22 protein-coding genes and 1 tRNA gene are annotated in these 24,190 nt (G+C 56.9%); 13 read left to right on the top strand and 10 right to left on the bottom strand.

Annotated features, from left to right (window positions below):
- Positions 1 to 1,332, bottom strand: coding sequence for an amino-acid N-acetyltransferase (gene argA, locus ACMYSO_RS09265; RefSeq protein WP_123756679.1), 1,332 nt, complete (start codon positions 1,330 to 1,332; stop codon positions 1 to 3).
- A 226-nt stretch (positions 1,333 to 1,558) separates the two neighbouring features.
- Between argA and amiC the strand changes: the two genes are divergently transcribed.
- From amiC to cobS, 6 genes are all read left to right on the top strand, one after another.
- Positions 1,559 to 2,812 (top strand): N-acetylmuramoyl-L-alanine amidase AmiC, encoded by a 1,254-nt coding sequence (gene amiC / locus ACMYSO_RS09260; RefSeq protein ID WP_434670243.1) that lies wholly within the window; start codon positions 1,559 to 1,561, stop codon positions 2,810 to 2,812.
- An 18-nt stretch (positions 2,813 to 2,830) separates the two neighbouring features.
- Positions 2,831 to 3,916, top strand: a complete 1,086-nt coding sequence (gene cobD / locus ACMYSO_RS09255; protein WP_434670241.1) for a threonine-phosphate decarboxylase CobD — start codon at positions 2,831 to 2,833, stop codon at positions 3,914 to 3,916.
- 198 nt (positions 3,917 to 4,114) lie between these two features.
- Positions 4,115 to 5,074 (top strand): adenosylcobinamide-phosphate synthase CbiB, encoded by a 960-nt coding sequence (gene cbiB / locus ACMYSO_RS09250; RefSeq protein WP_434670239.1) that lies wholly within the window; start codon positions 4,115 to 4,117, stop codon positions 5,072 to 5,074.
- Positions 5,075 to 5,138: 64 nt separating this feature from the next.
- The gene (locus tag ACMYSO_RS09245; protein WP_434670238.1) at positions 5,139 to 6,662 is read left to right on the top strand and encodes a cobyric acid synthase; all 1,524 of its coding nucleotides are present in this window, start codon (positions 5,139 to 5,141) and stop codon (positions 6,660 to 6,662) included.
- Complete coding sequence (cobU, locus tag ACMYSO_RS09240) at positions 6,656 to 7,201, top strand: bifunctional adenosylcobinamide kinase/adenosylcobinamide-phosphate guanylyltransferase (protein WP_434670237.1); 546 nt, start codon at positions 6,656 to 6,658, stop codon at positions 7,199 to 7,201. Before ACMYSO_RS09245 ends, cobU begins: the two co-directional genes overlap by 7 nt.
- Positions 7,198 to 7,941 (top strand): adenosylcobinamide-GDP ribazoletransferase, encoded by a 744-nt coding sequence (gene cobS / locus ACMYSO_RS09235; RefSeq protein WP_434670236.1) that lies wholly within the window; start codon positions 7,198 to 7,200, stop codon positions 7,939 to 7,941. The genes cobU and cobS overlap by 4 nt, the downstream gene beginning before the upstream one ends.
- 137 nt (positions 7,942 to 8,078) lie before the next feature.
- Here the strand turns inward: cobS and ACMYSO_RS09230 are convergent.
- Positions 8,079 to 8,155: transfer RNA gene (locus ACMYSO_RS09230), tRNA-Met, on the bottom strand.
- Positions 8,156 to 8,370: 215 nt separating this feature from the next.
- Between ACMYSO_RS09230 and mltA the strand changes: the two genes are divergently transcribed.
- Positions 8,371 to 9,468, top strand: a complete 1,098-nt coding sequence (gene mltA, locus ACMYSO_RS09225) for a murein transglycosylase A (RefSeq protein ID WP_174509742.1) — start codon at positions 8,371 to 8,373, stop codon at positions 9,466 to 9,468.
- Positions 9,469 to 9,576: 108 nt separating this feature from the next.
- A complete protein-coding gene (gene tcdA / locus ACMYSO_RS09220) occupies positions 9,577 to 10,383 on the top strand; it encodes a tRNA cyclic N6-threonylcarbamoyladenosine(37) synthase TcdA (RefSeq protein WP_434670235.1) in 807 nt (268 codons plus the stop codon).
- A 50-nt stretch (positions 10,384 to 10,433) separates the two neighbouring features.
- Here the strand turns inward: tcdA and csdE are convergent, their stop codons facing one another.
- Positions 10,434 to 10,862 carry a cysteine desulfurase sulfur acceptor subunit CsdE gene (gene csdE / locus ACMYSO_RS09215; RefSeq protein ID WP_434670234.1) on the bottom strand — a complete coding sequence of 143 codons (429 nt, stop codon included), beginning with the start codon at positions 10,860 to 10,862 and terminating at the stop codon, positions 10,434 to 10,436.
- Complete coding sequence (csdA, locus tag ACMYSO_RS09210) at positions 10,862 to 12,067, bottom strand: cysteine desulfurase CsdA (RefSeq protein ID WP_434670233.1); 1,206 nt, start codon at positions 12,065 to 12,067, stop codon at positions 10,862 to 10,864. The genes csdE and csdA overlap by 1 nt, the downstream gene beginning before the upstream one ends.
- 450 nt (positions 12,068 to 12,517) lie before the next feature.
- On the opposite strand from csdA, the gene gcvA reads away from it, so the two are divergent.
- Genes gcvA through rlmM form a run of 3 tightly spaced genes read left to right on the top strand, consistent with a single transcriptional unit; the run spans position 12,518 to position 14,944 of the window.
- Entirely contained in the window at positions 12,518 to 13,435 is a 918-nt protein-coding gene (gene gcvA, locus ACMYSO_RS09205; RefSeq protein WP_123756690.1) for a glycine cleavage system transcriptional regulator GcvA, read from the top strand.
- Between the two features lie 20 nt (positions 13,436 to 13,455).
- The gene (locus tag ACMYSO_RS09200) at positions 13,456 to 13,851 is read left to right on the top strand and encodes a DUF423 domain-containing protein (RefSeq protein ID WP_123756691.1); all 396 of its coding nucleotides are present in this window, start codon (positions 13,456 to 13,458) and stop codon (positions 13,849 to 13,851) included.
- Positions 13,844 to 14,944 (top strand): 23S rRNA (cytidine(2498)-2'-O)-methyltransferase RlmM, encoded by a 1,101-nt coding sequence (rlmM, locus tag ACMYSO_RS09195; RefSeq protein ID WP_434670232.1) that lies wholly within the window; start codon positions 13,844 to 13,846, stop codon positions 14,942 to 14,944. The genes ACMYSO_RS09200 and rlmM overlap by 8 nt, the downstream gene beginning before the upstream one ends.
- A gap of 97 nt (positions 14,945 to 15,041) precedes the next feature.
- Here the strand turns inward: rlmM and fucR are convergent, their stop codons facing one another.
- From fucR to fucP, 5 genes are read right to left on the bottom strand one after another with little or no spacing between them, the layout of a single operon-like run.
- On the bottom strand, positions 15,042 to 15,758 hold the full coding sequence (fucR, locus tag ACMYSO_RS09190; RefSeq protein ID WP_434670231.1) for an L-fucose operon activator: 717 nt from the start codon (positions 15,756 to 15,758) through the stop codon (positions 15,042 to 15,044).
- Positions 15,759 to 15,814: 56 nt separating this feature from the next.
- A complete protein-coding gene (gene fucU / locus ACMYSO_RS09185; RefSeq protein ID WP_434670229.1) occupies positions 15,815 to 16,237 on the bottom strand; it encodes an L-fucose mutarotase in 423 nt (140 codons plus the stop codon).
- 1 nt (position 16,238) lies between these two features.
- Positions 16,239 to 17,657, bottom strand: coding sequence for an L-fuculokinase (gene fucK / locus ACMYSO_RS09180; RefSeq protein WP_434670227.1), 1,419 nt, complete (start codon positions 17,655 to 17,657; stop codon positions 16,239 to 16,241).
- Between the two features lie 52 nt (positions 17,658 to 17,709).
- Complete coding sequence (fucI, locus tag ACMYSO_RS09175) at positions 17,710 to 19,485, bottom strand: L-fucose isomerase (RefSeq protein ID WP_434670226.1); 1,776 nt, start codon at positions 19,483 to 19,485, stop codon at positions 17,710 to 17,712.
- Positions 19,486 to 19,515: 30 nt separating this feature from the next.
- The gene (gene fucP, locus ACMYSO_RS09170; protein ID WP_434583276.1) at positions 19,516 to 20,826 is read right to left on the bottom strand and encodes an L-fucose:H+ symporter permease; all 1,311 of its coding nucleotides are present in this window, start codon (positions 20,824 to 20,826) and stop codon (positions 19,516 to 19,518) included.
- A gap of 598 nt (positions 20,827 to 21,424) precedes the next feature.
- Between fucP and fucA the strand changes: the two genes are divergently transcribed.
- Positions 21,425 to 22,072, top strand: coding sequence for an L-fuculose-phosphate aldolase (gene fucA, locus ACMYSO_RS09165; protein ID WP_434670224.1), 648 nt, complete (start codon positions 21,425 to 21,427; stop codon positions 22,070 to 22,072).
- A gap of 25 nt (positions 22,073 to 22,097) precedes the next feature.
- Entirely contained in the window at positions 22,098 to 23,246 is a 1,149-nt protein-coding gene (fucO, locus tag ACMYSO_RS09160; RefSeq protein WP_434670222.1) for a lactaldehyde reductase, read from the top strand.
- 60 nt (positions 23,247 to 23,306) lie between these two features.
- On the opposite strand, the gene xni is transcribed toward fucO, so the two are convergent.
- On the bottom strand, positions 23,307 to 24,062 hold the full coding sequence (xni, locus tag ACMYSO_RS09155; RefSeq protein WP_434670220.1) for a flap endonuclease Xni: 756 nt from the start codon (positions 24,060 to 24,062) through the stop codon (positions 23,307 to 23,309).
- Positions 24,063 to 24,190: the final 128 nt, after the last annotated feature.

Here is a 24,190-nt window from a genome sequence, read left to right as displayed (position 1 = left end):
TTAGCCGAGGTCGGCCATCATCACTTTTGAACGGCGCTGATAGTTGTACATCTCTTTCTTACTTTCCGGCAGCAGGTCGATATCCACTGGCGTGAAGCCGCGCTCCTGGAACCAGTGAATGCTGCGGGTGGTGAGAACAAACAGTTTGCTCAGCCCCATCTGTTTCGCCTGGGTGGCAATCCGGTTCAGCAGCACTTCGCCGCGGGATGAACTACGGTAATCCGGATGCACCGCCACGCAGGCCATTTCACCGATTTTCTCTTCCGGGAACGGATAAAGTGCGGCGCAGGCAATGGTGGTGTTATCGCGCTGAATAATGGTGAACTTATCGATCTCCATTTCCAACTGCTCACGGGAGCGGCGCACCAGAATCCCCTGTTGCTCCAGCGGGCTAATCAGTTCGAGGATCCCGCCGATATCGTTAATGGTGGCGCGGCGAATCTGCTCCGCACTCTCCATCACGATCTGGGTCCCGATGCCGTCGCGTGAGAACAGCTCCTGCAACAGTGCGCCATCTTCCTGATAGCTGATCAGGTGGCAGCGACGGACGCCGCTACGACAGGCTTTCACTGCGCCACGCAGAAAACGCACCGTGCCGGAGTTGTAATCTTCTTCCGCTTCCAGCTCTTCCACCCGAACCTGGGCTTCGTTTGGGAAGAGCTCGGGAACAATCTCGCCATCCTGGTTGTAAACGCCTTGCGAGGAGCAGAAGCCGATCATTTTCTCGGCTTTCAGCTTAATCGCCAGTTGGGTGGCGATCTCTTCCGAGGTCAGATTGAAGCTTTCGCCGGTCACCGAAACGGCAACCGGTCCCATCAGGACGATGGCGCCGTTATCCAGCTGACGATGGATAGCTTCTTCATCGATGCGACGAATGCGCCCGCTATGGCAATAATCAACGCCGTCATCAACGCCCAGCGGCTGGGCGATAATAAAGTTGCCGCTCACCACGTTAATATGGGCGCCCTGTAACGGGGTATTGTTCAGGCTCATCGACAGGCGCGCGGTAATTTCCAGCTGCAGCATACCGGCAGCCTGCTTCACCAGTTCGAGGGTTTTGGCGTCGGTTACGCGGGTCTGTTTATGGTAGACCGGTTCGTGACGGTGCTCCGACAGATTGGCATCAATCTGCGGACGGGCGCCATAGACCACCACCAGGCGGATGCCCAGGCTGTGTAACAGACCAATGTCATTGACTATGCTGGAGAAATTTTCATGCTCAATCGCTTCACCGCCAAGCATGATGACAAACGTTTTTCCCCGATGGGCGTTAATATAGGGGACTGAATGGCGGAATCCTTCTACCAGTTCGGTGCGACGTTCCTTCACCATGACAAACCCTCAATGCATGATTATTCGTAATAAGTGTATTTTTATTCTGTTTTGCGATTAAACGCAAGCCCAAATTTAGGGCTAAATTGATAATAATCTGTGGCCAAATACGCGTTCTCTAAGTTTGTTTACCCTTTTATTGATGACAGGTTATGCCGCTTTGGTTAAAGTTTCTGGTCAATCTGTTTGTTTTGAATACCAGTACGTTTTATTGCTTGGGAGTGGCATGCCGGGATACAAGTCAGGATTAAGCCGCCGTCGCCTGTTAAAAGGGGCGGGTGCGATGTGGTTAATGAGCGTCAGCCCGATCGGTTTTGCTGCGGCGGCGCAGGTCGTCGACGTCCGCGTCTGGCCGTCGTCAACCTATACCCGCGTGACGGTAGAATCTAATCATGTGCTGAAATACCGGCAGTTTGCTTTGAGCAATCCGGAACGGCTGGTGGTGGATCTGGAAGGGGTGAACCTGAACTCCGTGCTAAAAGGCATGGGGGGGAGCATCCGCGATGACGATCCCTATATTAAATCCGCGCGCGTCGGGCAATTTGATCCCCAGACCGTACGGATGGTGTTTGAGCTGAAGCAAAACGTCAAACCGCAACTGTTTGCCCTGGCGCCGGTGGCCGGCTTTAAAGAGCGTCTGGTGATGGATCTCTATCCGTCCAACGCCACCGATGTGCAGGATCCTCTGCTGGCCCTGCTGGAAGATTACAACAAAGGCGACCTCGAACGGCAGGTGCCGCCTGCGGAGAGCGGCCCGAAGCCGGGGAAAGCCGGGCGCGATCGGCCGATTGTGATCATGCTCGATCCGGGCCACGGCGGCGAAGATTCCGGCGCGGTAGGCAAATACCATACCCGCGAGAAAGACGTGGTGCTGCAGATTGCCCGCCGGCTACGGGCGTTAATCGAAAAAGAGGGCAATATGCGGGCCTACATGACCCGCAATGAAGATGTCTTCATTCCGTTAAAGGTGCGCGTTGCCAAGGCGCAAAAACAGCGCGCCGATCTGTTCGTCTCCATTCACGCCGATGCCTTTACCAGCCGGCAGCCACGGGGTTCTTCGGTCTTTGCCCTGTCGACCAAAGGGGCGACCAGTACCGCCGCTAAGTATCTCGCGCAAACCCAGAACGCCTCTGACCTGGTGGGGGGCGTCAGCAAGAGCGGCGATCGCTACGTCGACCATACGATGTTCGATATGGTGCAGTCGCTGACCATCGCCGATAGCCTGAAATTTGGGAAAGCGGTGCTGCAAAAAATGGGTAAAGTGAATAACCTGCATAAAAACCAGGTCGAGCAGGCGGGCTTTGCGGTGCTGAAAGCGCCGGATATTCCGTCGATCCTCGTGGAGACGGCGTTTATCAGTAACGTTGAAGAAGAGCGTAAGCTGAAAACCGCCACCTTCCAGCAACAGGTTGCCGAGTCCATTCTTGCAGGGATCAAAGCCTACTTCGCTGATGGCGCAACGCTGGCAAGACGCGGTTAATCAATACGGGAGCAGGAAATGGCGCTACTGAAGAGCGCGCATGGCGGTAATACCCGGGAAGCCGCAGCGCTGCTGGGGATTACGGCGGAACAGCTGCTGGATTTTAGCGCCAATATTAATCCGGCCGGCATGCCGGAAAGCCTCAGGCGCGCGCTGATCGATAACCTCGCGTGCGCCCAGCATTACCCCGATCTTGATTATCAGCAGCTGCATCTTGCTCTGGCCGAACATCACCAGATCCCCGCCGCCTGGATCCTCGCGGGCAATGGCGAAACCGAGTCCATTTTTACGCTGGTCAACGGCCTGAAACCGCGTTCGGCGATGGTGGTGACGCCTGGTTTTGCGGAGTATCGCCGCGCGCTGCTGGCGATTGATTGCGTTCCCCGGAGCTATGCGCTGCGTGAAGAAGATGACTGGCAACTGACCGAGGCCATTCTTGAGGTGCTGACGCCAGATCTGGACTGTCTGTTCCTTTGTACCCCCAATAATCCTACCGGCCTGCTGCCGGAACGCCCGCTGCTGGAGGCCATTGCCGCCCGCTGCCAGACCGCCGGTATTGCGCTGATTCTGGACGAAGCGTTTCTTGATTTTATTCCCGACCAGACAGGGTTTATCCCTTTCCTGCAGCACAATCCGCATATCTGGGTGCTACGGTCGCTCACCAAGTTTTACGCTATTCCTGGCCTACGACTGGGCTATCTGGTGAACAGCGATGAACAGGCCGTGGCCCGACTGCGCGAGAAGCAGATGCCCTGGTCGATCAATGCTTTTGCCGCGCTGGCCGGCGAGGTCGTCCTCAAGGATCGCGCTTATCAACAGGCGACCTGGCAATGGCTGGCGCAGGAGGGGGCACGCTTTTACCAGGCGTTGAACCAGCTTGATGATCTGACCGTCTATCCGGGGCGGGCCAACTATCTGTTTTTACGCTGTAATCGCCTGGGGCTGGACCTGCAACAGGCGTTGTTGCAGCAGCATATTTTAATTCGCAGCTGCGCGAACTATCCGGGCCTGGGTGAGGGTTATTATCGTGTGGCGATTCGCAGTACGGAAGAGAATCAGCGCCTGCTTGCGGCACTCCGTGCTATCTTCGCCGTCGATGTTTAACGCGGCAAGCGACCGACACCGCCCTATGGCATAATAGCGCCCCTGGTGCCTCCATCATCAGGGCAGATTCTCATCAACAGGTGCCAGGGAAGGGGGGATATTCCCCCACAGCGACCACTCTGAACAGGAACAGGGTATGGCGGTAACACTCCATCCATACATTTTCATTCACCGGCTGGCAACCGCGAGGCGTAAGTCATGACGCTGCTGGCCTGGTGTGTCGCCTGGGTTCTCGATGTTTTGATCGGCGATCCCCCGCGTTGGCCGCATCCGGTGCGCTGGATGGGCAATCTCATTACCGTTATTCAGTCTCTCGTCCGTCGACACTGCCGCAGCGACCGCGCGCTGCGCATCGGCGGCGCGCTGCTGTGGCTGGCCGTCGTCGGACTGACGTGGGGCCTGAGCTGGGCGGTGCTGAATGTCGCCCGGCATATCCATCCCTGGCTTGGCTGGGGAATTGAAGTGTGGCTGATCTTTACGCTGCTGGCCGGACGTTGCCTTGCGGACTCTGCCCGGGAGGTCGAACGTCCACTGCGGGCTGGCGACCTGGCGCAAAGCCGCGAAAAGCTCTCCTGGATTGTCGGGCGCGATACCTCTCAACTGCAGCCTGAACAGATTAACCGCGCGGTGGTGGAAACGGTGGCCGAGAACACCGTAGATGGCATTATTGCGCCGCTGTTCTTCCTGTTGCTGGGCGGTGTGCCGCTGGCGATGGCCTACAAAGCGGTGAACACCCTCGACTCGATGGTGGGGTATAAGCATCAAAAATACCGCGCCATTGGTATGGTCAGCGCCCGTCTCGACGACATCGCAAATTATATTCCCGCCCGCCTGAGCTGGCTGCTGATCGGCTTCGCGGCGTTCTTATGCCGTAACGACGGCGCGCGTGCCCTGCGGATCGGCTGGCGCGATCGCTATTGTCACAGCAGCCCCAATTGCGCATGGTCAGAAGCCAGCGTGGCGGGGGCACTAGGGATTCGCCTCGGTGGCCCGAATGACTATTTTGGCGAGCGGGTTGAAAAGCCGTGGATTGGCGACGCCGTGCGCGATATTTCGGTCGATGATATTCCCCGAACCATTCGCCTGATGTGGGTCGCCTCAACCTTAGCCCTGGTACTGTTTATGGTGCTGCGCTATCTGTGGTCAGGAGCTGCCTGAGCGCCGGCAGAGAACACAAAATGGATTGTAATGACATGCGAGAAACCGCGAGCGAGGAAGCCTTATGAAGCAGGCAATTATGTTGCAGGGGACGGCGTCCGATGTCGGCAAAAGCGTGCTGGTGGCCGGATTATGTCGAATTTTTTATCAGGATGGCCTGCGCACGGCGCCGTTTAAATCGCAGAATATGGCCCTGAACTCCGGTATTACCGCCGACGGGAAAGAGATGGGGCGGGCGCAGATTTTCCAGGCCGAAGCGGCCGGTATTGCGCCGGACGTGCGCATGAACCCGATACTGCTGAAACCGACCAGCGATCTCAAAGCCCAGGTGGTGCTGATGGGGAAAGTGGCCACCAACATGGACGCGGTGAGCTACCACGAGTACAAACCGCGCCTGCGCGAGCAAATCCTTGAGGTCTATCGTAGCCTGGCACAGGAGTACGATGTCATGGTTCTGGAAGGGGCCGGCAGTCCGGCGGAGATCAACCTGCGCGACCGAGATATCGTCAACATGGGCATGGCGGAGATGGCGCAATGTCCGGTGATCCTTGTTGCCGATATCGATCGCGGCGGGGTGTTTGCCGCCATCTACGGCACTCTGGCGCTGCTGCAGGAGCAAGAGCGCGCCAGGGTTAAAGGGGTGATCATCAATAAATTCCGCGGCGATATCGCGCTGCTCTACTCCGGGATCGAACAGATCGAAGCATTAACCGGCGTTCCCGTGCTGGGCGTGCTGCCGTGGCTGGAGGTCGACCTGGAAGATGAAGACAGCGTCGCGTTGCAGAAAGGCAAATACCTGAGCACCGCGCAGCGTGAGATAGACATCGCGGTTATTCAGCTACCCCATACCTCGAACTTCACCGATTTCAACGCGCTGGCGGCGCAGCCGGATGTCCGCGTCCGTTACGTCCGTTATCCGCAGGATCTGGCGGGCTGCGATCTGGTGATTCTGCCCGGCAGCAAAAATACACTGGGCGATCTACTGTGGCTGCGCGAAAGCGGGATGGAGCAGGCGGTGCTGCAGGCGCATCAGCAGGAGATCCCTGTTCTGGGGATCTGCGGGGGATATCAGATGCTGGGCGAGACGATCGTCGATGGCGTCGAGTCCGGTCTGGAGACATTGCCCGGACTGGGCCTGCTTAATACCGTGACCCGGTTTGCCCACCATAAAACCACCACCCAGGTTGAGGCGACGATGTCGGCTGTTCTGCCGGGTTGGCTGGCAGGTGTTGGCGGATTGCGCGTACGCGGCTATGAAATTCACATGGGAGAGACGGTGCTCCACGGAGACAACCAGCCGGTGATGGCGCTGGAGAAAAACGGCCAGCGGGTTGCGGACGGAGCAATGACCGCCGATGGCCAGGTATGGGGCACCTATCTGCACGGGCTGTTCGACAGCGATGATTTCACCCGCGCGCTGGTCAACGGCCTGCGTATGCGTAAAGGGCTGGACGCGCTGGATCTGGCGGTCCATTACGCACAATACAAATCACAGCAGTTTGATGTGCTGGCCGCCGCTATGCGCCAGCATATTGATATCGAAAAAATTTACCATATTATGCAGCAGCATCAGGAGCCATCATGCTGATTCTGGTTACCGGCGGCGCCCGTAGCGGCAAGAGCCGCCATGCCGAAGCGCTGATTGCCGATTCGCCGCAGGTTCTGTACATCGCGACGTCGCAGATTATTGATGACGAAATGGCCGAGCGGATCCAGCATCACCGCGATAGCCGACCGGCGCACTGGCGGACCGCCGAGCGCTGGCAGCATCTCGATGAACTGATTACGCCGCACAACGACCCGCAGGAAGCGGTGTTGCTGGAGTGCATCACCACCATGGTGACTAACCTGCTGTTTGCTCAGGGCGGCGAGAGTTCCCCGGACAACTGGGATTTTGCGGCGATGGAGCGGATGATAGACGACGAGATCCACATGCTGATCGCCGCCTGCCAGCGTTGCCCGTCGACGGTGGTGCTGGTCACCAATGAGGTGGGGATGGGTATTGTCCCGGAAAATCGTCTTGCACGGCATTTCCGCGACATTGCCGGGCGGGTCAACCAGCGTCTGGCGTCAGCAGCGGATGAAGTCTGGTGGGTAGTATCAGGTATTGGAGTCAAAATTAAATGATCAAATTATTCTGGGCAACGCTCTCTTTTATCAGCCGTTTACCGGTGCCGGGCCGCTGGTCGCAAGGGCTTGAGATCGAAAACTACGTGCGCGGGATTGTGATGTTCCCGCTGGTCGGGGTCTTGCTGGGTGGGCTGAGCGGACTGGTATTTCTGGCCGTGGCGTCGTGGTGCGGCGTGCCGCTGGCGGCGCTGTTCTGTGTGCTGGCGCTGGCGCTGCTGACCGGTGGTTTTCATCTTGATGGTCTGGCCGACACCTGCGACGGGGTGTTTTCCGCCCGTGGCCGGGAACGGATGCTGGAGATCATGCGTGACAGTCGGCTGGGTACCCACGGCGGGCTGGCGCTGATTTTTGTCCTGCTGGCAAAAGTGTTGGTGATTAGCGAACTGGCGCTGCGCGGGGCACCGGTACTGGCTGCGCTGGCGGCTGCCTGTGCGGCGGGGCGAGGTGTCGCCGTACTGCTGATGTATCACCATCGCTATGCCCGTGAAGAGGGGCTGGGCAATGTGTTTATTGGCAAAGTGAGCGGTAAACAAACCTGCGTGACGCTAGGCGTGACTGCCATTCTTGCGGCTATATTGCTGCCCGGTATGCAGGGCGTCTTAGCGTTGGGGGTCACCATGGTGGCAATTTTTGCTATTGGGCAATTATTGAAACGTACCCTGGGCGGGCAAACCGGCGACACGCTGGGAGCCGCGATAGAACTGGGTGAGCTGATTTTCCTGCTGGCGCTGTTGTGAGTCAGGACAAATGACCGTGCGCCATGGTCGCTCCGCATGGGGTGGCGATGGCGTATCTGGCATCAAAGTTATTGGATGGTTATGAGGATGAGTGTGTCGCAGAAACAAAAAAACACCCGTCAGGGTGTTCATTGTGTTGGTTGCGGGGGCCGGATTTGAACCGACGACCTTCGGGTTATGAGCCCGACGAGCTACCAGGCTGCTCCACCCCGCGTCCGTGGATGCGCACTATACTCCGCTAACGTTCTGATGCAACCCTTTTTCATCTAAAACAGCAATTTTGTAATAACTGATGTATAAAAGAGCGCTTTTAGATTGTTTTTTGCTCAAATTTGTATTTGTGATGCTTTAGCGCATTTCAATAGCCCTGGGGGTTTGTTATCTTCCCTCCTCACGAACCGCGACTAAGCAGCGTAAAGAAGAGATACCATGAAAGGACGTTGGGCAAAGTATGTAGTGACCGGGGCAATGATGGCAATGCTTGCCGCTTGCTCCTCAAAACCGACCGATCGCGGCCAGCAGTATAATGAAGGGAAGTTAACCCAGCCGTTTTCGCTGGTTAACCAGCCTGATGCGGTGGGTTCGCCCATTAACGCCGGTGACTTCTCCGAGCAGGTCAGGCAGATTCGCAGTGCCTCACCGCGCCTCTATAATAGCCAGAGCAACGTTTATAGCGCGCTGCAGCAGTGGTTAAGCGCCGGTGGTGATACTCGTACCTTAAGCCAGTACGGTATTGACGCCTGGCAGATGCAGGGTGCCGATAGCTACGGTAACGTGCAGTTCACCGGCTACTACACCCCGGTGGTGCAGGCGCGCCATACCCGCCAGGGTGAATTCCAGTACCCGATTTATCGCATGCCGCCGAAGCGCGGTAAGCTGCCGTCCCGCGCCAGCATTTATGCCGGTGGACTGAGCGACGCCTATATTCTGGCCTACAGCAATTCGCTGATGGACAACTTTATTATGGACGTACAGGGCAGCGGCTATATTGATTTTGGCGACGGCTCGCCGCTGAACTTCTTCAGCTATGCCGGCAAAAACGGCTGGTCTTACCGCAGTATTGGTAAAGTACTGATCGACCGCGGCGAAGTGAAGAAAGAAGATATGTCGATGCAGGCGATTCGTGAATGGGGCGAAACCCATAGCGAAGCACAAGTGCGTGAACTGCTCGAACAGAACCCGTCGTTCGTCTTCTTTAAACCGCAGTCTTTCGCACCGGTGAAAGGGGCGAGCGCCGTTCCGTTGATTGGCCGTGCGTCGGTGGCCTCTGACCGCAGCATTATTCCGCCGGGGACTACCCTGCTGGCAGAAGTGCCGCTGCTGGATAATAACGGCAAGTTTAACGGTCAGTACGAACTGCGTCTGATGGTGGCTCTGGATGTGGGCGGGGCAATTAAAGGACAGCACTTCGATATTTATCAGGGCATTGGGGCGGACGCTGGCCATCGTGCCGGTTGGTATAACCACTATGGCCGCGTATGGGTGCTGAAGAACGCACCGGGCGCTGGCAACGTCTTTAGCGGTTAACGCCTCCTTTTCCTCGTTCCCCGGTCGCCGCTGTGCGTACCGGGGCGACGGTAGCCCGCGACGGCGCCTGTGGCACCCTCCGGGTTTTTCCACTTATTCTGAGGTTTTATGTCTGTTGTAATCAGCGATGCCTGGCGCCAGCGTTTTGGCGGTACGGCGCGTTTATATGGTGAAAAAGCGTTGCTGTGTTTTGCGCAGGCGCACGTCTGCGTCGTTGGCATTGGCGGCGTTGGCTCCTGGGCGGCGGAAGCGCTGGCTCGAACCGGTATTGGCGCGATCACTCTCATCGACATGGACGATGTCTGTGTTACCAACACCAACCGGCAGATTCACGCCCTGGGCGGCAACGTCGGGCTGGCGAAAGCTGAGGTGATGGCCGAGCGTATCCGCCTGATTAACCCGGAATGCCGGGTGACGGTGATTGACGATTTTGTCACGCCGGAAAACGTGGCTGAGTATATGGGTGCCGGTTATAGCTACGTGATTGATGCTATCGATAGCGTGCGTCCCAAGGCGGCGCTGATTGCCTGGTGTCGCCGTAATAAAGTGCCGCTGGTGACCACCGGCGGTGCGGGCGGGCAAATCGACCCGACGCAGATTCAGGTGGCTGATCTAGCGAAAACTATCCAGGATCCGCTGGCGGCGAAGCTGCGTGAGCGGCTGAAAGGGCAGTTTGGCGTGGTGAAAAACAGCAAAGGTAAGCTGGGGATTGATTGCGTCTTCTCTACCGAAGCGCTGGTCTATCCGCAGGCCGACGGCAGCGTATGCGCCATGAAGAGCACCGCCGAAGGCCCGAAACGGATGGATTGCGCCTCCGGGTTTGGCGCGGCGACGATGGTGACCGCCACCTTTGGCTTTGTTGCCGTATCCCATGCATTGAAGAAAATGCTGGCGAAGGCCGAACGTCAGGGATAAGCGTTTTGCTTTCCCCGGCCAGGCGCCGTGCCAGCCGGGGGAATCAGTTGCTATACCTCGCGGGCGGCGGCAAGCACCGCAGCGCTGAGGGCCGACAGCCCCTGGCTGCGTGAAGCACTCAGCTGAGCGCGAAGCCCCAGCTCATCAAACAACGCCAGCGGATCCTGCGCCAGCAGCTCGGCTGCGCTTTTGCCTTCAACGGCGGTCAGCAGCACCGCCAGTAGCCCACGCACGATGCGCCCTTCGCTGTCGCCGAAGAAATGCAGCCTGCCATCAACCACCTGATATCCCAGCCAGACGCGGTTCTCACAGCCGGCGATCTCCCGAGCCTGAGCTTTTAATTCGTCGCTCAGCGCGGGAAGCTTTTTGCCGAGTAAAATCAGTTGCCGGTATTTATCCTCCCACTGGGTCAGCGGGACGAAGGTTTGCCGTAACGTTGCATCGGTGACGGCAGTGCCGAACGGATGTGAAGCTGTCATTAATCCACCAGTATTTCCAGGGCGCGGTCAACGGCGTGAACCAGCGCGTAAACATCGTCCTGGGTATTATAAGGGGCAAACGAGGCCCGCAGGGTACCGCTGACGCCCAGTGCCGCCAGCAGCGGTTGGGCGCAGTGCTGCCCGGCGCGTAACGCAATACCGGACTCTGCCAGCAGGGTGACCATATCGCTGTGGTGTACGCCGGCGAAATCAAAGGCCAACAGGCTGGAATCCTGGCAGCGGAACGAACGGAACCCCGGTCGTTTGGCCAACGCCTCTTCGGCCAGCGTCGCCAGGCTACGACTCCAGCTTTCGGCCTGGGTGATATCGCAATCTTCCAGCCACTCCAGCGCCGCGCTCAGGCCAATCACCCCGGCGACGTTGGGCGTACCCGCTTCCAGGCGATAGGGCACCGGCTGGGTGGTGAATCCTTCGAAGGTCACCTGCGAAATCATCTTGCCGCCGCCGAGCCACGGTGACATGGCGTCGAGGAGATCGCTTTTGCCATAGAGCACGCCAATCCCGGTCGGGCCATACAGTTTATGGCCCGAAAAAGCATAAAAATCGATATCCAGCGCCTGTACGTCGGCGGGGAAATGAACTGCGCCTTGCGCCCCGTCTACCATGACCACCATCCCGGCATCATGGGCGTGACGAATCGCGCTCGCCAGGTCCGGACAGCCGCCGGTGACGTTGGACATCTGACCGATCGCCAGCAGCCGGCTGCGCGGGGTGATCAACGAAGGCAGCAGGGTGACATCCGGTAGGCGATCGGCGCCGATCGGCAGTTTAACGATCCGCGCACCGGTCTGCTCTGCCACCATCAGCCAGGGCACCAGGTTGGCATGATGCTCCGCCTCGCTGACGATGATCTCATCGCCGGGCTTCAGGCGCGGGCGAAGATAGCTTTGCGCCACCATATTAATGGCTTCTGTGGTGCCGCGGGTCCAGACGATGTCTTTGGCGGATGGCGCGTTGAGCAGCGTTGCCACGCGTTCACGGGCATCTTCATAGCGCTCGGTCAGCCGCTGGGCAGCAGCGAACTGGCTGCGATGCACGTTACCTGCGCTAAGGCGATAAAACTGGTCGCTGGCGTCGATCACTGCAAGCGGCTTCAGCGCCGTCGCAGCGCTATCAAGGTAAACGCCAGCATCGGCCAGCGCAGGAAACTGGGCGCGAAATTGCGCAGGGTTGAATGCGTTCATGGAGCTCGAATTATTTAGGTTATATACGACGATCGTCGCGCAAATTAGCCATCAGGGCAAGGCTGGAGAGAGCAAGAGTGTGGGGAATTGTGAGCAAGCGGTGACGGACAGGCAAAAAAAAGCACCGCTTGTTGCGGTGCTACATTAAATCACTATGGACAGACAGGGTAAATGTACAGGAAGTGAAAAGGGGTAGCTTAGCTACCATGGTCCGCAAAGACAGACCAATTGCAAACACAACAACACAACATCACAACCGTAAGCCAAAAGCTTGTTGGAACACGCATTCCAAAAAAAGCTCTTCGTTCCGGCTCAGGAAGTGCCGCCACTATAGGTATTTGCTGGTAGAACCTCAACGGACAAATTATAATGTCTCAGATAAAAAAAACTAATAGGTTAACTGTTGTTTCCTGTTTGTTAAATTGCCTTAACATCTAAGCCAGAATAACTATGTCAAAGCGATTACCCCCCCTGAATGCATTACGTGTTTTTGATGCAGCCGCACGTCATTTAAGCTTCACTCGCGCCGCCGATGAGCTTTTTGTGACCCAGGCCGCAGTAAGTCATCAAATCAAGTCACTAGAGGATTTTCTAGGGCTGAAGCTGTTTCGACGCCGCAACCGTTCGCTGCTGCTGACGGAAGAAGGACAGAGCTATTTTCAGGATATTAAAGAGATTTTTTCGCAACTGACCGAAGCGACGCGTAAACTGCAGGCCCGCAGTGCAAAAGGGGCCTTAACGGTCAGTTTACTGCCCAGTTTTGCGATTCAGTGGCTGGTGCCGCGACTTTCAAGCTTTAACTCAGCTTATCCGGGGATCGATGTCAGGATCCAGGCGGTGGACCGTCAGGAGGATAAGCTGGCGGATGACGTCGACGTGGCGATTTTCTATGGCCGGGGCAACTGGCCGGGGCTACGCGTCGAAAAACTGTACGCTGAATATCTGCTGCCCGTGTGCTCACCGGCCTTGTTGACCGGCGACAGAGCATTGAAAACGCCTGCCGATTTGGCGCAACATACGCTGTTGCACGATGCTTCCCGTCGTGACTGGCAAACTTATACCCGCCAGCTAGGTCTAAGCCATATTAATGTGCAACAGGGGCCTATTTTCAGCCACAGCGCGATGGTGCTGCAGGCGGCGATTCACGGGCAAGGGGTGGCGCTCGCGAATAACGTGATGTCCCAGTCCGAAATTGAAGCCGGGAGACTGGTCTGCCCGTTTAATGATGTCCTGGTCAGTAAGAATGCTTTTTATCTGGTTTGTCATGACAGTCAGGCTGAACTGGGTAAAATAGCCGCCTTCCGGCAGTGGATTCTGGCGAAAGCGGCGAGCGAACAAGAAAAATTTCGTTTTCGTTACGAACAATAGATGATTGTAGGGTAAAAAACATGACCAGCCGTTTTATGCTGATATTCTCCGCGATAAGCGGTTTTATTTTTGTTGCTCTGGGCGCCTTTGGCGCTCATGTGCTGAGTCGCACCATAGGGGCGACGGAAATGGCCTGGATCCATACCGGGCTTGAGTACCAGGCGTTCCATACGCTGGCGATTTTCGGCCTGGCGGTGGCGATGCAGCGTCGCATCAGTATCTGGTTCTACTGGAGCAGCGTGTTTATGGCGCTCGGTACCGTATTATTCAGCGGCAGCCTCTATTGCCTGGCGCTGTCGCATTTACGCCTGTGGGCGTTTGTTACGCCGGTGGGAGGCGTGAGCTTCCTCGCCGGTTGGGTATTAATGTTAATTGGTGCAATTCGTCTGAAACGTAAGGGCGTTGTTCATGAATAAGGTTGTCCTCTATTGTCGCCCCGGGTTTGAGAAGGAGTGCGCAGCAGAAATTACGGACAAGGCTTCCCGCCTTGACGTCTTTGGCTTTGCCAGGGTTAAAGAAGACTCTGGCTATGTCATTTTTGAATGCTATCAGATGGAAGATGGCGACAAGCTGGTGCGCGAACTGCCGTTCAGCTCGTTGGTCTTTGCCCGTCAGATGTTTGTCGTTGGCGAGCTGCTGCGCGACCTGCCGCCAGAAGATCGCATCACACCGATTGTCGGCATGCTGCAGGGCGTGGTGGAGAAGGGCGGCGATCTGCGGGTTGAAGTCGCCGACACCAACGAAAGCAAAGAGCTGATGAAGTTCTGCCGCAAGCTGACGGTTCCGCTGCGCGCTGCATTGCGCGAAGCTGGCGTACTGACCAACTACGAAACGCCAAAACGCCCGGTAGTACACGTGTTCTTTATTGCCCCGGGCTGCTGCTACACCGGTTATTCCTACACCACCAACAATTCGCCATTCTATATGGGGATCCCGCGTCTCAAGTTCCCGTCCGATGCGCCGAGCCGTTCAACGCTGAAGCTGGAAGAGGCGTTCCACGTCTTTATTCCTGCCGATGAGTGGGACGAGCGCCTGGGCAACGGCATGTATGCGGTAGACCTCGGGGCCTGCCCTGGCGGCTGGACCTATCAGCTGGTCAAACGCAATATGTGGGTCTCTTCCGTGGATAACGGCCCGATGGCGCAGAGCCTGATGGATACCGGGCAGGTGACCTGGTTACGTGAAGATGGATTCCGCTACCGCCCAACCCGCAACAACATCTCGTGGATGGTGTGTGATATGGTGGAAAAACCGGCTAAAGTGGCGGCGCTGATGGCCCAATGGCTGGTGAATGGCTGGTGCCGTGAAACCATTTTCAACCTCAAACTGCCGATGAAAAAGCGTTACGAAGAGCTGTCGCGTAACCTTGCCTTTATCCAGGAACAGCTGGACGAAAATGGCATCAATGCGCAGATTCAGGCGCGTCAGCTGTATCACGATCGTGAAGAAGTGACCGTGCACATCCGTCGCCTGTGGGCGGCGGTTGGCGGGCGTCGGGACGAGCGCTAAGCGCAAGTGAACGCCCGGAGAGACTTGCCTTCAGTTACCGCATGATGAGGGTATCGCGGCGCCGCCTGTCGGCGCCGTGTCCGCGGCGACGATGGCGCTACTTCACCGTCAGTTGCTCATCAGAAATGATATGTGTCACATCATCAAGATGGCCAATACTGGCCTCTCCAGAACGGTTAAACTTACTTTTATCGATCAACAATAACGACTGTGCCGCGCGTTTGAGCAGCAGCGATTTAAACTCGGCATTTACAGTGTTCGAATCCCACAATGCACCGTTGCTATCGATGCCCTCGCAGGAAAAAATAAACAGATCGATCTCCAGCGACTTGAGCTGGGAGATCAGCGACGGACTGACGTAGCAGCCATATTTGCGTTGCAGAGTGCCGCCGGAGCAGGTGAGCTGAATATTTTCGCGCTTGCTCAGCTCCTGGCAAATGGGCTGGCTGTTGGTAAACACGTGCAGGTTGATATCCGGCAGCTGACGGGCCAGATACCAGCAGGTGGAGCTGGCATCCAGGGCGATTATCATCCCTTCTTCGATCCACGCCAGCGCGCCGCGGGCGATGTCCGCTTTATGGGCATAATGGCTTTTGAGGCGGATGTGAAACGGATCGCCGCTGTCCTGGCTCTCCCGATGAATGATTTTGACCCGCCCGTGGTTACGCAACACTTTGCCCCTGGACTGCAGGTCGCTGAGATCGCGGCGAATCGTCTCTTTACTGACGTTAAGCTGGAGTGATAAGGCTTCGGTCGTCAGGCTACTGTGGCTGATTAGCAGGTCTATTATCGCTTGCTGGCGTGCCGCTTTCATTGTCTCATCCTGTCATTCGATGAGCGCCCGCATCAGGCGGACGCTCCGGCATGAGATTACGGCGTTACTCCTTTTTTTAAAAGAATATTCCCGTACTTAGCTCGCTCGCCTGTGATAACGATCGCAAAGGCTTTTTGCGCCCGTTCATAGAAGGCAAAACGGTCGATACGCGTGATCTCCGGGCAGGAACCCTGGTACGAAAGCGCGTCGCGGTAGCGCGTTTCCACCTGCGGGTCGAGCGTATCGCCCTCAACCACCGCCATCATCACCAGCGGCGGTGCGTAGCTGTCGAGCTCAAACAGCGGAATAATCGCCCGCAGCAGATCGCTGACCAGCAGACCGTCGGCACGCAGTACCTGCGGCCCGACACTGTGGGCAGGAAAGTGCGCGTCGGAGAAAATAATTTCATCCCCATGGCCCATCTCAGCCAGCACCTTAAGCAGTTCCGGAGAGATAAGTGGAGAGATCGTTTTTAACATTTCAGGCTCCCTCTGTCAGTTCAGGTTCGGTTTGCGGGTAAAAGTAACGGTAATGATAGTTCACCTGGGCTCTGGCCTCCTCGGGCGTGGCAAACTCCCCCGCGCCAGACCAGGCGTACATTGCCGCGCCGGCGACGGTGGTTTCGGCGTCATCCAGGACTTTGATTGGGATATTCAACATGTTGGCTTTGATTTGATTCCACAGCAGGTTGCGACTGCCGCCGCCGACCAGCAGCAGTTCGCTGGCCTTAAAGTGGCCGATGGTTTCAAGGGTATGCAGGTTATTTCGCAGCTGGACGGCTAAGCCTTCCAGCGCGGCGCGATAAAAATGGCCGCGGGTGGTATTGAGCGTGACGCCTTGCCAGCCGGCATTCTGGCAGGCGAGCAGATCGCACTGCATGGTCACCCCCCCGGCACCCTCGGGGATCTGACGGGCCTCGTCAATCAGGGTTTGCCACGGCGTTTCTGCGCTCCAGAGCAGCTTGCGTACCCACTCCAGCACGCCGGATGCCAGCCACTGCATGCCGGGGTTAGTCAGTCCGGCCCGACTGTCCAGCTCGCAGGTAGAACCGGAATACTGGCTGAGCAATGATGTGTTAACCCTGGCGCTACGCACCATCAGGATTTCCCATGTCCCGGAGGAGAGCACCGGCTCATCCTGCTGCGCGCCAGCGCCAAACAGGGCAAATTGCGTGTCGTGACCGGCAGAGAACACCGGTATCCCGGCAGGCAGCCCTAGCAGCGTGGCGGCTGTATGTTGCAGGACGCCAATTCGCTCACCGGCTTCAACCAGCGCAGGAAACAGGCGACGAGGAATCCCGGCGGCATCGAGGATCGCCGGGCTAAAGTCACGCTGATGAAGATCGAGCATCTGGCTGGTGCCCGCCATGGTGATATCGGTGGTGAACACCCCGGTTAAGCGGTGGTTGATTAATGAGGAGATAAACAGCCAGGCGTGCGCTTTTTCCAGCAGCTGCGGATGGTTCTCTTTGAGCCATACCAGCTTGTATAACGTATTGAAGCTGAATGCGCCGACGCCGGAAATTTCCTGTAGCCGTTGCGGGGTCATGATGCGGCCGATGTTTTCCATCACCGCGAGCGTACGCGGGCATTTCCAGCTAATGATCGGGTAGAGCAGTTCGCCCTGTTCATCGACCAGCGCGCCGTCCACGCCGAAAGTGGTGACGGTGATGCCGCGGATCCGGCAGTGAGCCAGCTCCGTGCTCAGGCGCCGGCAGCACTCAGCGAAGCGTTGCAGAATGGCGTCCAGCGACCACTGGTGCCAGGCCGCATTCTCGTAGGCACTCTCGCTGGCGTTGGCGGTCGATGCGCGGGCGACAATCTTCCCCTGGCGATCGACAGCGATGGCCCGCACGTTGGTGGCGCCGCAATCGAGGACCAGGATGACTTCATTTTTCATAATCTCTCCCAGCAAACCATTACGCCCTACCGCGTGGGGAGGGCGCAGCGCATTAACGTTTGTACAGTGGTCCGTAATTCTGACAGGCGCGATAATCCTGGCCTTCGCTGTCCATGCCGTGGGCCGACCAACTGGAAGGCCGGTAGATTTTGCCCTCTTCCACGTTGTGCATGCACACCGGAATACGCAGCATCGACGCCAGGGTGATAAAGTCAGCGCCGACGTGACCAATGGTCAGCACTCCGTGGTTGGCGCCCCAGTTAGCCATCACCGAGTAGACATCGGCGAACGGGCCTTTGCCGGTCAGGCGCGGCGCAAACCAGGTGGTAGGCCAGGTGGAGTTGGTCCGCGCATCCAGCTGGGCATGTACCTCTTCAGGTAGTTCGACGCTCCAGCCTTCGGCAATTTGCAGTACCGGCCCCAGTCCTTTGATGATGTTCACGCGGGTCATGGTAAACGGCACGCCGCCTTCGGTCAGGAAGCGGGAAGAGAAGCCGCCGCCGCGGAAATATTCGTGGATCGCCGGGCACCACTCGGTGGCCGCCAGGCAGGCATCGGCCTCCTGTTGCGTAATGTCCCAATGCGGTTTGATCGTCGGATTACCGGCGCCGTCCCGCTGTTTACAGGAGCCGTCGAGCGCCGCTGAACCGGAGTTAATCAGGTGAATAATGCCGTGCTGCGCCAGGCCTGTAAGCGGCTGGCCGGTGACGCGTTCGACGGCATCCGGCGACCAGTAGGTACGCACGTCGGCAAAGACCTGCGCGGTACCGGTCAACTGGTGGCCCATCAGCATCGCCACCCCGTTAAGGCTGTCGTTCTCGGTGGCGACAACAAACGGTTCACGCACGCCGTTCCAGTCGAAGGAACTGTTGAGCAGCGCCTCGGCGGTATCGCCGTTGGGGTATTGATCGGTCCAGTGACGCTGGCCCTGGAAGCCGGCGGCAATGGCGTTAAAGCCCAGCGACTCTTCAACCAGCCCTTTTTCCGCCAGCTTGCTGTTGCCCTGCATCATGTCGCGAATGCACATCGCCATCAGCAGGCTCTCTTTCAGCACCGCGCGGCTCTGTTCTTCATTGCGCTTATACTGCTGGGCGTTCTGGTCCTCGCCATAGCGGAAGTTTTTATCCGCCCAGGCCAGCGCCATTTCCAGTTCGACTTCGTCATAGATCTTCTGGTCGATGCGGCGGCGCAGCTCGGTCATGTCCACCGCCTGGACCTTCATCCCCAGCCAGGATTCAAAGAAGTTATGGTCAACGATGGAGCCGGCGATGCCCATCGATACGCCGCCAACGGAGAGATAGCTTTTACCTTTCATGCTGGCAACTGCCAGCCCGGCGCGGGCAAAACGCAGCAGTTTTTCTTCGACGTCGGCCGGAATGGTGTTGTCGTCGGCATCCTGAACGTCATGGCCATAAATAGAAAAGGCCGGAATGCCTTTCTGGCTGTGGGCGGCCAGCGCGGCGGCGAGATACACGGCGCCGGGGCGCTCGGTGCCGTTGAAGCCCCAGATGGCCTTCGGGCGCATCGGGTCCATGTCGATAGTTTCGCTGCCGTAGCACCAGCAAGGAGTGACGGTAATGGTCACGCCGACGTTCTGGCGGCTGAACTTCTCTTCACAGGCGGCGGATTCCGCCATGCCTGCGATGCAGGTGTCGGCAATCACGCACTCAATCTGCGCGCCGCAGGCATGACGGAGTTTCTCGCCGATCAGCGCGGCGGTGGCTTTCGCCATGTTCATGGTTTGTTCTTCCAGCGACTCGCGAACCCCCATACGACGTCCGTCAATCACCGGGCGAATACCAATTTTCGGTAAGCTGATACTTTTCATTTCAGACTCCTCACGTTATTCGGAAAATGTTCAGTGTGTTGCCGCTTGTGAACGGAAGCGGGCAAAAATAAAGATGACGGCAAAGCACAGCGCCGGGACCAGTTCTGCGGTGGGAATATTGCCGGCGGCATCGCTGACAAAGCCCATCACTGGCGTGACGATCCCGCCGCCGATAATCGTCATGACGATAAACGACGACCCGTATTTGGTGTCCTGGCCGAGATTTTTGATCCCCAGCGAGAAGATGGTTGGGTACTGAATGGACATAAATGCGCTGCACAAGGTCAGGGCCAGCAAGCCGATATGCCCACCGCTGATGGCAGAGATCAGGCACAGCACCATGGCCAGCAGGGCGTAGGCCGCGAGCACTTTATGCGGGGCAAAGCGGCTGATAAGCCAGGTTCCGCTAAAACGACCGATAAAGAAGCACACCATCGTGCCGGTCAGGTAGTTAGCGGCGAACCCTGGGGTCATGCCGGGGATCTCTTCAATGGCGTAGCGGATCAGATAGCTCCAGCAGGCGGTTTGCGCGCCGACGTAGCAGAATTGTGCCAGCACCGCCCAGCGCCAGTGGCGAATACGGGCAAGTCTGGCAAATGAGGCCATGAAGGAGCTCTGTTCGGTTTCACTGTGGTCGTCACTCTGTAGCGCCGGGAATTTTGCCAGCATGATCAGCAGAGCAACCAGCAGCACGATAGCGACGATAATCATGTACGGGGTCTGAACCGACAAGACCAGGCTGTGTTTGTAGGCGCTGAGTTGCTCAGGGGTCAGTTTATCGAGCACGTCCTGAGATTGATGCGGCACGCGTGACAAAATAAGACTTTGCCCAAATACCACCGCAATAATGGCGCCAAAGGAGTTAAACGTTTGTGCCAGATTGAGACGAAAGTGACCGCCGCTTTCAGGCCCTAATACCGTGACAAAAGGGTTGGCCGCGGTTTCAAGGCACCCGAGTCCGGCTGCAATAATAAAAAGGCCGATTAGGAATAAAGTGTAATTCATTATTTCAGCTGCAGGCCAGAATAGCGCCGCACCGAAAGCATATAAGAACAATCCGGTAATAATACCCGCTTTATAACTAAGCTTTTTCATCAGTATCCCGGCGGGGATAGGAATGACAAAGTAGCCAAAATAAAATGCCGACTGAATCAAACCAGCCTGGAAATTACTTAAGGTAAAGGCCTGCTGGAATTGCGGCAGCAAAATATCATTAAGGTTATTGGCGACAGCCCACAGAAAAAATAATGAACACAGTAAGGCAAATGGAATGATATAGCGCTGGCGTTGGCCGACATCGACCGCGCGAAAGCTCTGCGTTTGTATTGTTGTGTTTCCCATAGCATCCTCATTAGTTCAGAAGCATTATCAGCATCTTAAGAGTGCGGTTGATATTGTTCACCAGACCATCAACAGGGTGAGTGCCTGGGCGTACAGACTCGTTATTCACCATTCGCCACGACACTGCATTTTGAATAAATCGTGGGGTAAATGAATTCGTGGAGGTCATTTTCAAATAAAAAAGGGCTTTTAATATGATAGCGGTCACATTTCCCCAGGGAACGGTGATTTTATGTGATAGCTATCACTTTAATTTTCATAAAAGAATGACCGTTTGCGACGATTTAATTTAAAAGCCACAGTCGGAGTGACCGATTTAATTTATTGTGGTGAAAACGGTCAGTTGTTAAATGCCATTGATGAATGACCGTTTAGAAACGTAAAAATAATAACGGGCATTTTTTTCTGCTGAAAGAGATGGCGCCGGAATTAAACCAATGGAATTAGTTGATGGGGGTCACAGAATACGCTGATGTAAATTCCATTCTGATTATTCAATATGATCATAGCGAATAACTATAAAGCTTATTCAACAGAACCAGAGCGGCGTGAAAACGGTTCTGTTGGTCGGGTTATGAATCACTGAGAGAGGTTAAGAATGGAACGTAACAGACTGGCGCGACAGATTATTGATACTTGCCTGGAGATGACCCGACTGGGGCTGAACCAGGGCACCGCAGGGAATGTCAGCGTGCGCTATCAGGGGGGAATGTTGATTACCCCGACGGGCATTCCTTATGAAAAGCTGACCGAGTCGCACATTGTGTGGATCGATGCAAACGGCCAGCACGAGCAGGGGAAACTGCCGTCGAGCGAGTGGCGTTTCCATATGGCGGCCTACCAGACACGGCCCGATGCTCATGCGGTTGTTCATAACCACGCGGTGCACTGCACGGCGGTGTCGATCCTCAATCGTCCGATCCCGGCGATCCACTACATGATTGCCGCCGCCGGAGGGAACTCGATTCCTTGCGCGCCGTATGCCACGTTTGGCACCCGTGAGTTGTCTGAGTTTGTCGCCGTGGCGTTAAAAAATCGCAAAGCGACCTTGCTGCAACACCATGGCCTGATTGCCTGCGAAGAGAATCTGGAAAAGGCGCTGTGGCTGGCCCACGAAGTGGAAGTCCTGGCCCAGCTTTATCTCAGTACCCTGGCGATAGTCGATCCCGTTCCGGTGCTGGACGACGAGGCGATTGCCATCGTGCTGGAAAAATTCAAAACCTACGGGTTACGGATTGAAGAGTGATTCGCAAAGCAAGCGGGAGGCAGCGATGGCGAACAGAATGATTTTAAATGAGACGGCATGGTTTGGGCGGGGATCGATCGCCGCGTTAACCGATGAAGTGGCCCGTCGGGGATATCGTAAGGCGCTGATTGTGACCGACAAAAATCTGGCGCAATGCGGTACGGTTGAGCAGGTGACCCGCAAGATGGATGCCGCGGGGCTGACGTGGGATCTCTTTGCAGGGGCGATCCCTAATCCAACAATTGCCGTGGTACAGGAAGGGCTGCGGGTATTCCAACACAGTGGTGCGGACTATCTGATCGCAATAGGTGGCGGCTCTCCGCAGGATACCGCGAAGGCGATCGGCATTATTAGCAATAACCCGGAATTTGCTGATGTGCGCAGTCTGGAAGGTCTGTCGCCGACCCGCCAGCCGAGCGTGCCGATCATGGCCATCCCGACCACCGCCGGGACGGCGGCTGAGGTGACCATTAACTACGTGATCACCGACGAAGACAAGCGGCGCAAATTTGTCTGTGTTGACCCGCATGATATTCCGCAGGTGGCGTTTATCGATGCCGATATGATGGACGGCATGCCGCCGGCATTAAAAGCGGCGACCGGGGTGGATGCGCTGACCCATGCCATTGAAGGTTACATCACGCGGGCGGCGTGGGCGCTGACCGATGCGCTGCACATTAAAGCCATCGAGGTAATTGCCGGGGCGCTGCGAGACTCTGTCGCCGGCGATCGCCAGGCGGGAGAGGCGATGGCGCTGGGGCAGTATATTGCTGGCATGGGCTTCTCCAATGTGGGATTGGGGTTGGTGCACGGCATGGCGCATCCTTTAGGGGCGTTTTACAACACCCCGCATGGGGTAGCAAACGCCATTTTATTGCCTCATGTGATGCACTATAACGCCAACTTCAGCGGCGAGAAGTTTCGCGATATTGCCCGGGCCATGGGGGAGAAAGTCGAAGATCTGAGTCTGGAGCAGGCCCGGCAGTCGGCGGTTGACGCGGTCTTGCGTCTTAACCGCGATGTTGGGATCCCGCTGCATTTACGCGATGTCGGGGTTCGCAAAGAGGATATTCCGGCGCTGGCGCAGGCGGCTTTTGACGATGTCTGCACCGGCGGAAATCCGCGGGAAGCCAGCCTGGCAGACATTGTGGCGCTGTATCATACGGCCTGGTAGATAATGTTGTCGGTCAGTACACAGGGCGATACTGCTATCGCCCTGTCGCCGCAGGCAAGTTTACGGCGTCAGTCGAAGCTGCTGTAAATTGCCGTCGAGCTGCAGGTCGGTCTGCAGACGGGCTACCTCGCGGCAGGTAAACGCCATCTCTTTATGCATTTCCAGCTTCTTGCGCCACTTCTCAGGCACGTCGGCCAGACGGGCATAGATCCCCTCCAGATCCTGAAAATCTGTCAACAGCTGTGCCGCGCTTTTTGGGCCGATCCCTGCCACCCCCGGCACTTTTGAACTGCTGATCCCGGCAAGTCCCCAGTAATCGGGTAGCTGCTCGGGCATGACGCCAAACTCGTTGGCGATGAAAGGGGCATCCAGCCAGCGCTTTTGAAAGTAGTCGCGGATACGGATCGGGGGTGACAGCAGCTGGCAGTAGCCTTTATCGGTGGAGACGATGGTTGCCTGATGCCCGGCATGCGCGACTTTTATCGCCAGGGTGGCGGCGAGGTCGTCTGCTTCATTGCCTGCTAAGGTCCAGCAGCGTATTCCACGTTGCTCAAAGGCCGCACGCAGCGCGGGCATTTCAGCCTCCAGCGTTTCTGGCATCGGCGAGCGCCCGGCTTTGTATTCCGGCAGACGCTGGTGGCGCCAGCCGTGAGCGCGATCTTCATCATCAAACACCGCCACGGCATGTGTGGGCTGACTATGGACGATGAGCTGTTCCAGCGCATGCAGGCAGGTATCCACGCAGGGAGAGCCCTGAACAGCATGGATGCGACGGATCAGATTGAGTGCGTCGACAATTAACAGATGAACGGCCACAGATGCCCCCTTAGCGCCCGGTGTTCTCTAAACCCTAAGGGTATCAAAGCCGTGCGGGAGTGGCTATCGGCATGCGGATATTCAGGAATGCGCCGCGCAAAGGCGTCATATTCGGCGGTGATGAATGC

Origin of the sequence: Klebsiella sp. B345, assembly GCF_051131735.1 — a bacterium.
Taxonomy (GTDB): domain Bacteria; phylum Pseudomonadota; class Gammaproteobacteria; order Enterobacterales; family Enterobacteriaceae; genus Klebsiella.
Note: the sequence above shows the minus strand (reverse complement) of the source record. Positions and strands in the feature narration are given on the sequence as shown.

What these genes read in the sequence shown, in the direction of transcription:
- csdA (WP_434670233.1), bottom strand. Translation starts at nt 12,067, where the DNA reads ATGAACGCATTCAACCCTGCGCAATTTCGCGCCCAGTTTCCTGCGCTG.
- fucO (WP_434670222.1), top strand. Translation starts at nt 22,098, where the DNA reads ATGGCGAACAGAATGATTTTAAATGAGACGGCATGGTTTGGGCGGGGA.
- tcdA (WP_434670235.1), top strand. Translation starts at nt 9,577, where the DNA reads ATGTCTGTTGTAATCAGCGATGCCTGGCGCCAGCGTTTTGGCGGTACG.
- fucA (WP_434670224.1), top strand. Translation starts at nt 21,425, where the DNA reads ATGGAACGTAACAGACTGGCGCGACAGATTATTGATACTTGCCTGGAG.
- fucP (WP_434583276.1), bottom strand. Translation starts at nt 20,826, where the DNA reads ATGGGAAACACAACAATACAAACGCAGAGCTTTCGCGCGGTCGATGTC.
- csdE (WP_434670234.1), bottom strand. Translation starts at nt 10,862, where the DNA reads ATGACAGCTTCACATCCGTTCGGCACTGCCGTCACCGATGCAACGTTA.
- amiC (WP_434670243.1), top strand. Translation starts at nt 1,559, where the DNA reads ATGCCGGGATACAAGTCAGGATTAAGCCGCCGTCGCCTGTTAAAAGGG.
- ACMYSO_RS09245 (WP_434670238.1), top strand. Translation starts at nt 5,139, where the DNA reads ATGAAGCAGGCAATTATGTTGCAGGGGACGGCGTCCGATGTCGGCAAA.
- rlmM (WP_434670232.1), top strand. Translation starts at nt 13,844, where the DNA reads ATGAATAAGGTTGTCCTCTATTGTCGCCCCGGGTTTGAGAAGGAGTGC.
- cobD (WP_434670241.1), top strand. Translation starts at nt 2,831, where the DNA reads ATGGCGCTACTGAAGAGCGCGCATGGCGGTAATACCCGGGAAGCCGCA.
- fucR (WP_434670231.1), bottom strand. Translation starts at nt 15,758, where the DNA reads ATGAAAGCGGCACGCCAGCAAGCGATAATAGACCTGCTAATCAGCCAC.
- ACMYSO_RS09200 (WP_123756691.1), top strand. Translation starts at nt 13,456, where the DNA reads ATGACCAGCCGTTTTATGCTGATATTCTCCGCGATAAGCGGTTTTATT.
- argA (WP_123756679.1), bottom strand. Translation starts at nt 1,332, where the DNA reads ATGGTGAAGGAACGTCGCACCGAACTGGTAGAAGGATTCCGCCATTCA.
- fucI (WP_434670226.1), bottom strand. Translation starts at nt 19,485, where the DNA reads ATGAAAAGTATCAGCTTACCGAAAATTGGTATTCGCCCGGTGATTGAC.
- gcvA (WP_123756690.1), top strand. Translation starts at nt 12,518, where the DNA reads ATGTCAAAGCGATTACCCCCCCTGAATGCATTACGTGTTTTTGATGCA.
- fucU (WP_434670229.1), bottom strand. Translation starts at nt 16,237, where the DNA reads ATGTTAAAAACGATCTCTCCACTTATCTCTCCGGAACTGCTTAAGGTG.
- fucK (WP_434670227.1), bottom strand. Translation starts at nt 17,657, where the DNA reads ATGAAAAATGAAGTCATCCTGGTCCTCGATTGCGGCGCCACCAACGTG.
- cobU (WP_434670237.1), top strand. Translation starts at nt 6,656, where the DNA reads ATGCTGATTCTGGTTACCGGCGGCGCCCGTAGCGGCAAGAGCCGCCAT.
- cbiB (WP_434670239.1), top strand. Translation starts at nt 4,115, where the DNA reads ATGACGCTGCTGGCCTGGTGTGTCGCCTGGGTTCTCGATGTTTTGATC.
- mltA (WP_174509742.1), top strand. Translation starts at nt 8,371, where the DNA reads ATGAAAGGACGTTGGGCAAAGTATGTAGTGACCGGGGCAATGATGGCA.
- cobS (WP_434670236.1), top strand. Translation starts at nt 7,198, where the DNA reads ATGATCAAATTATTCTGGGCAACGCTCTCTTTTATCAGCCGTTTACCG.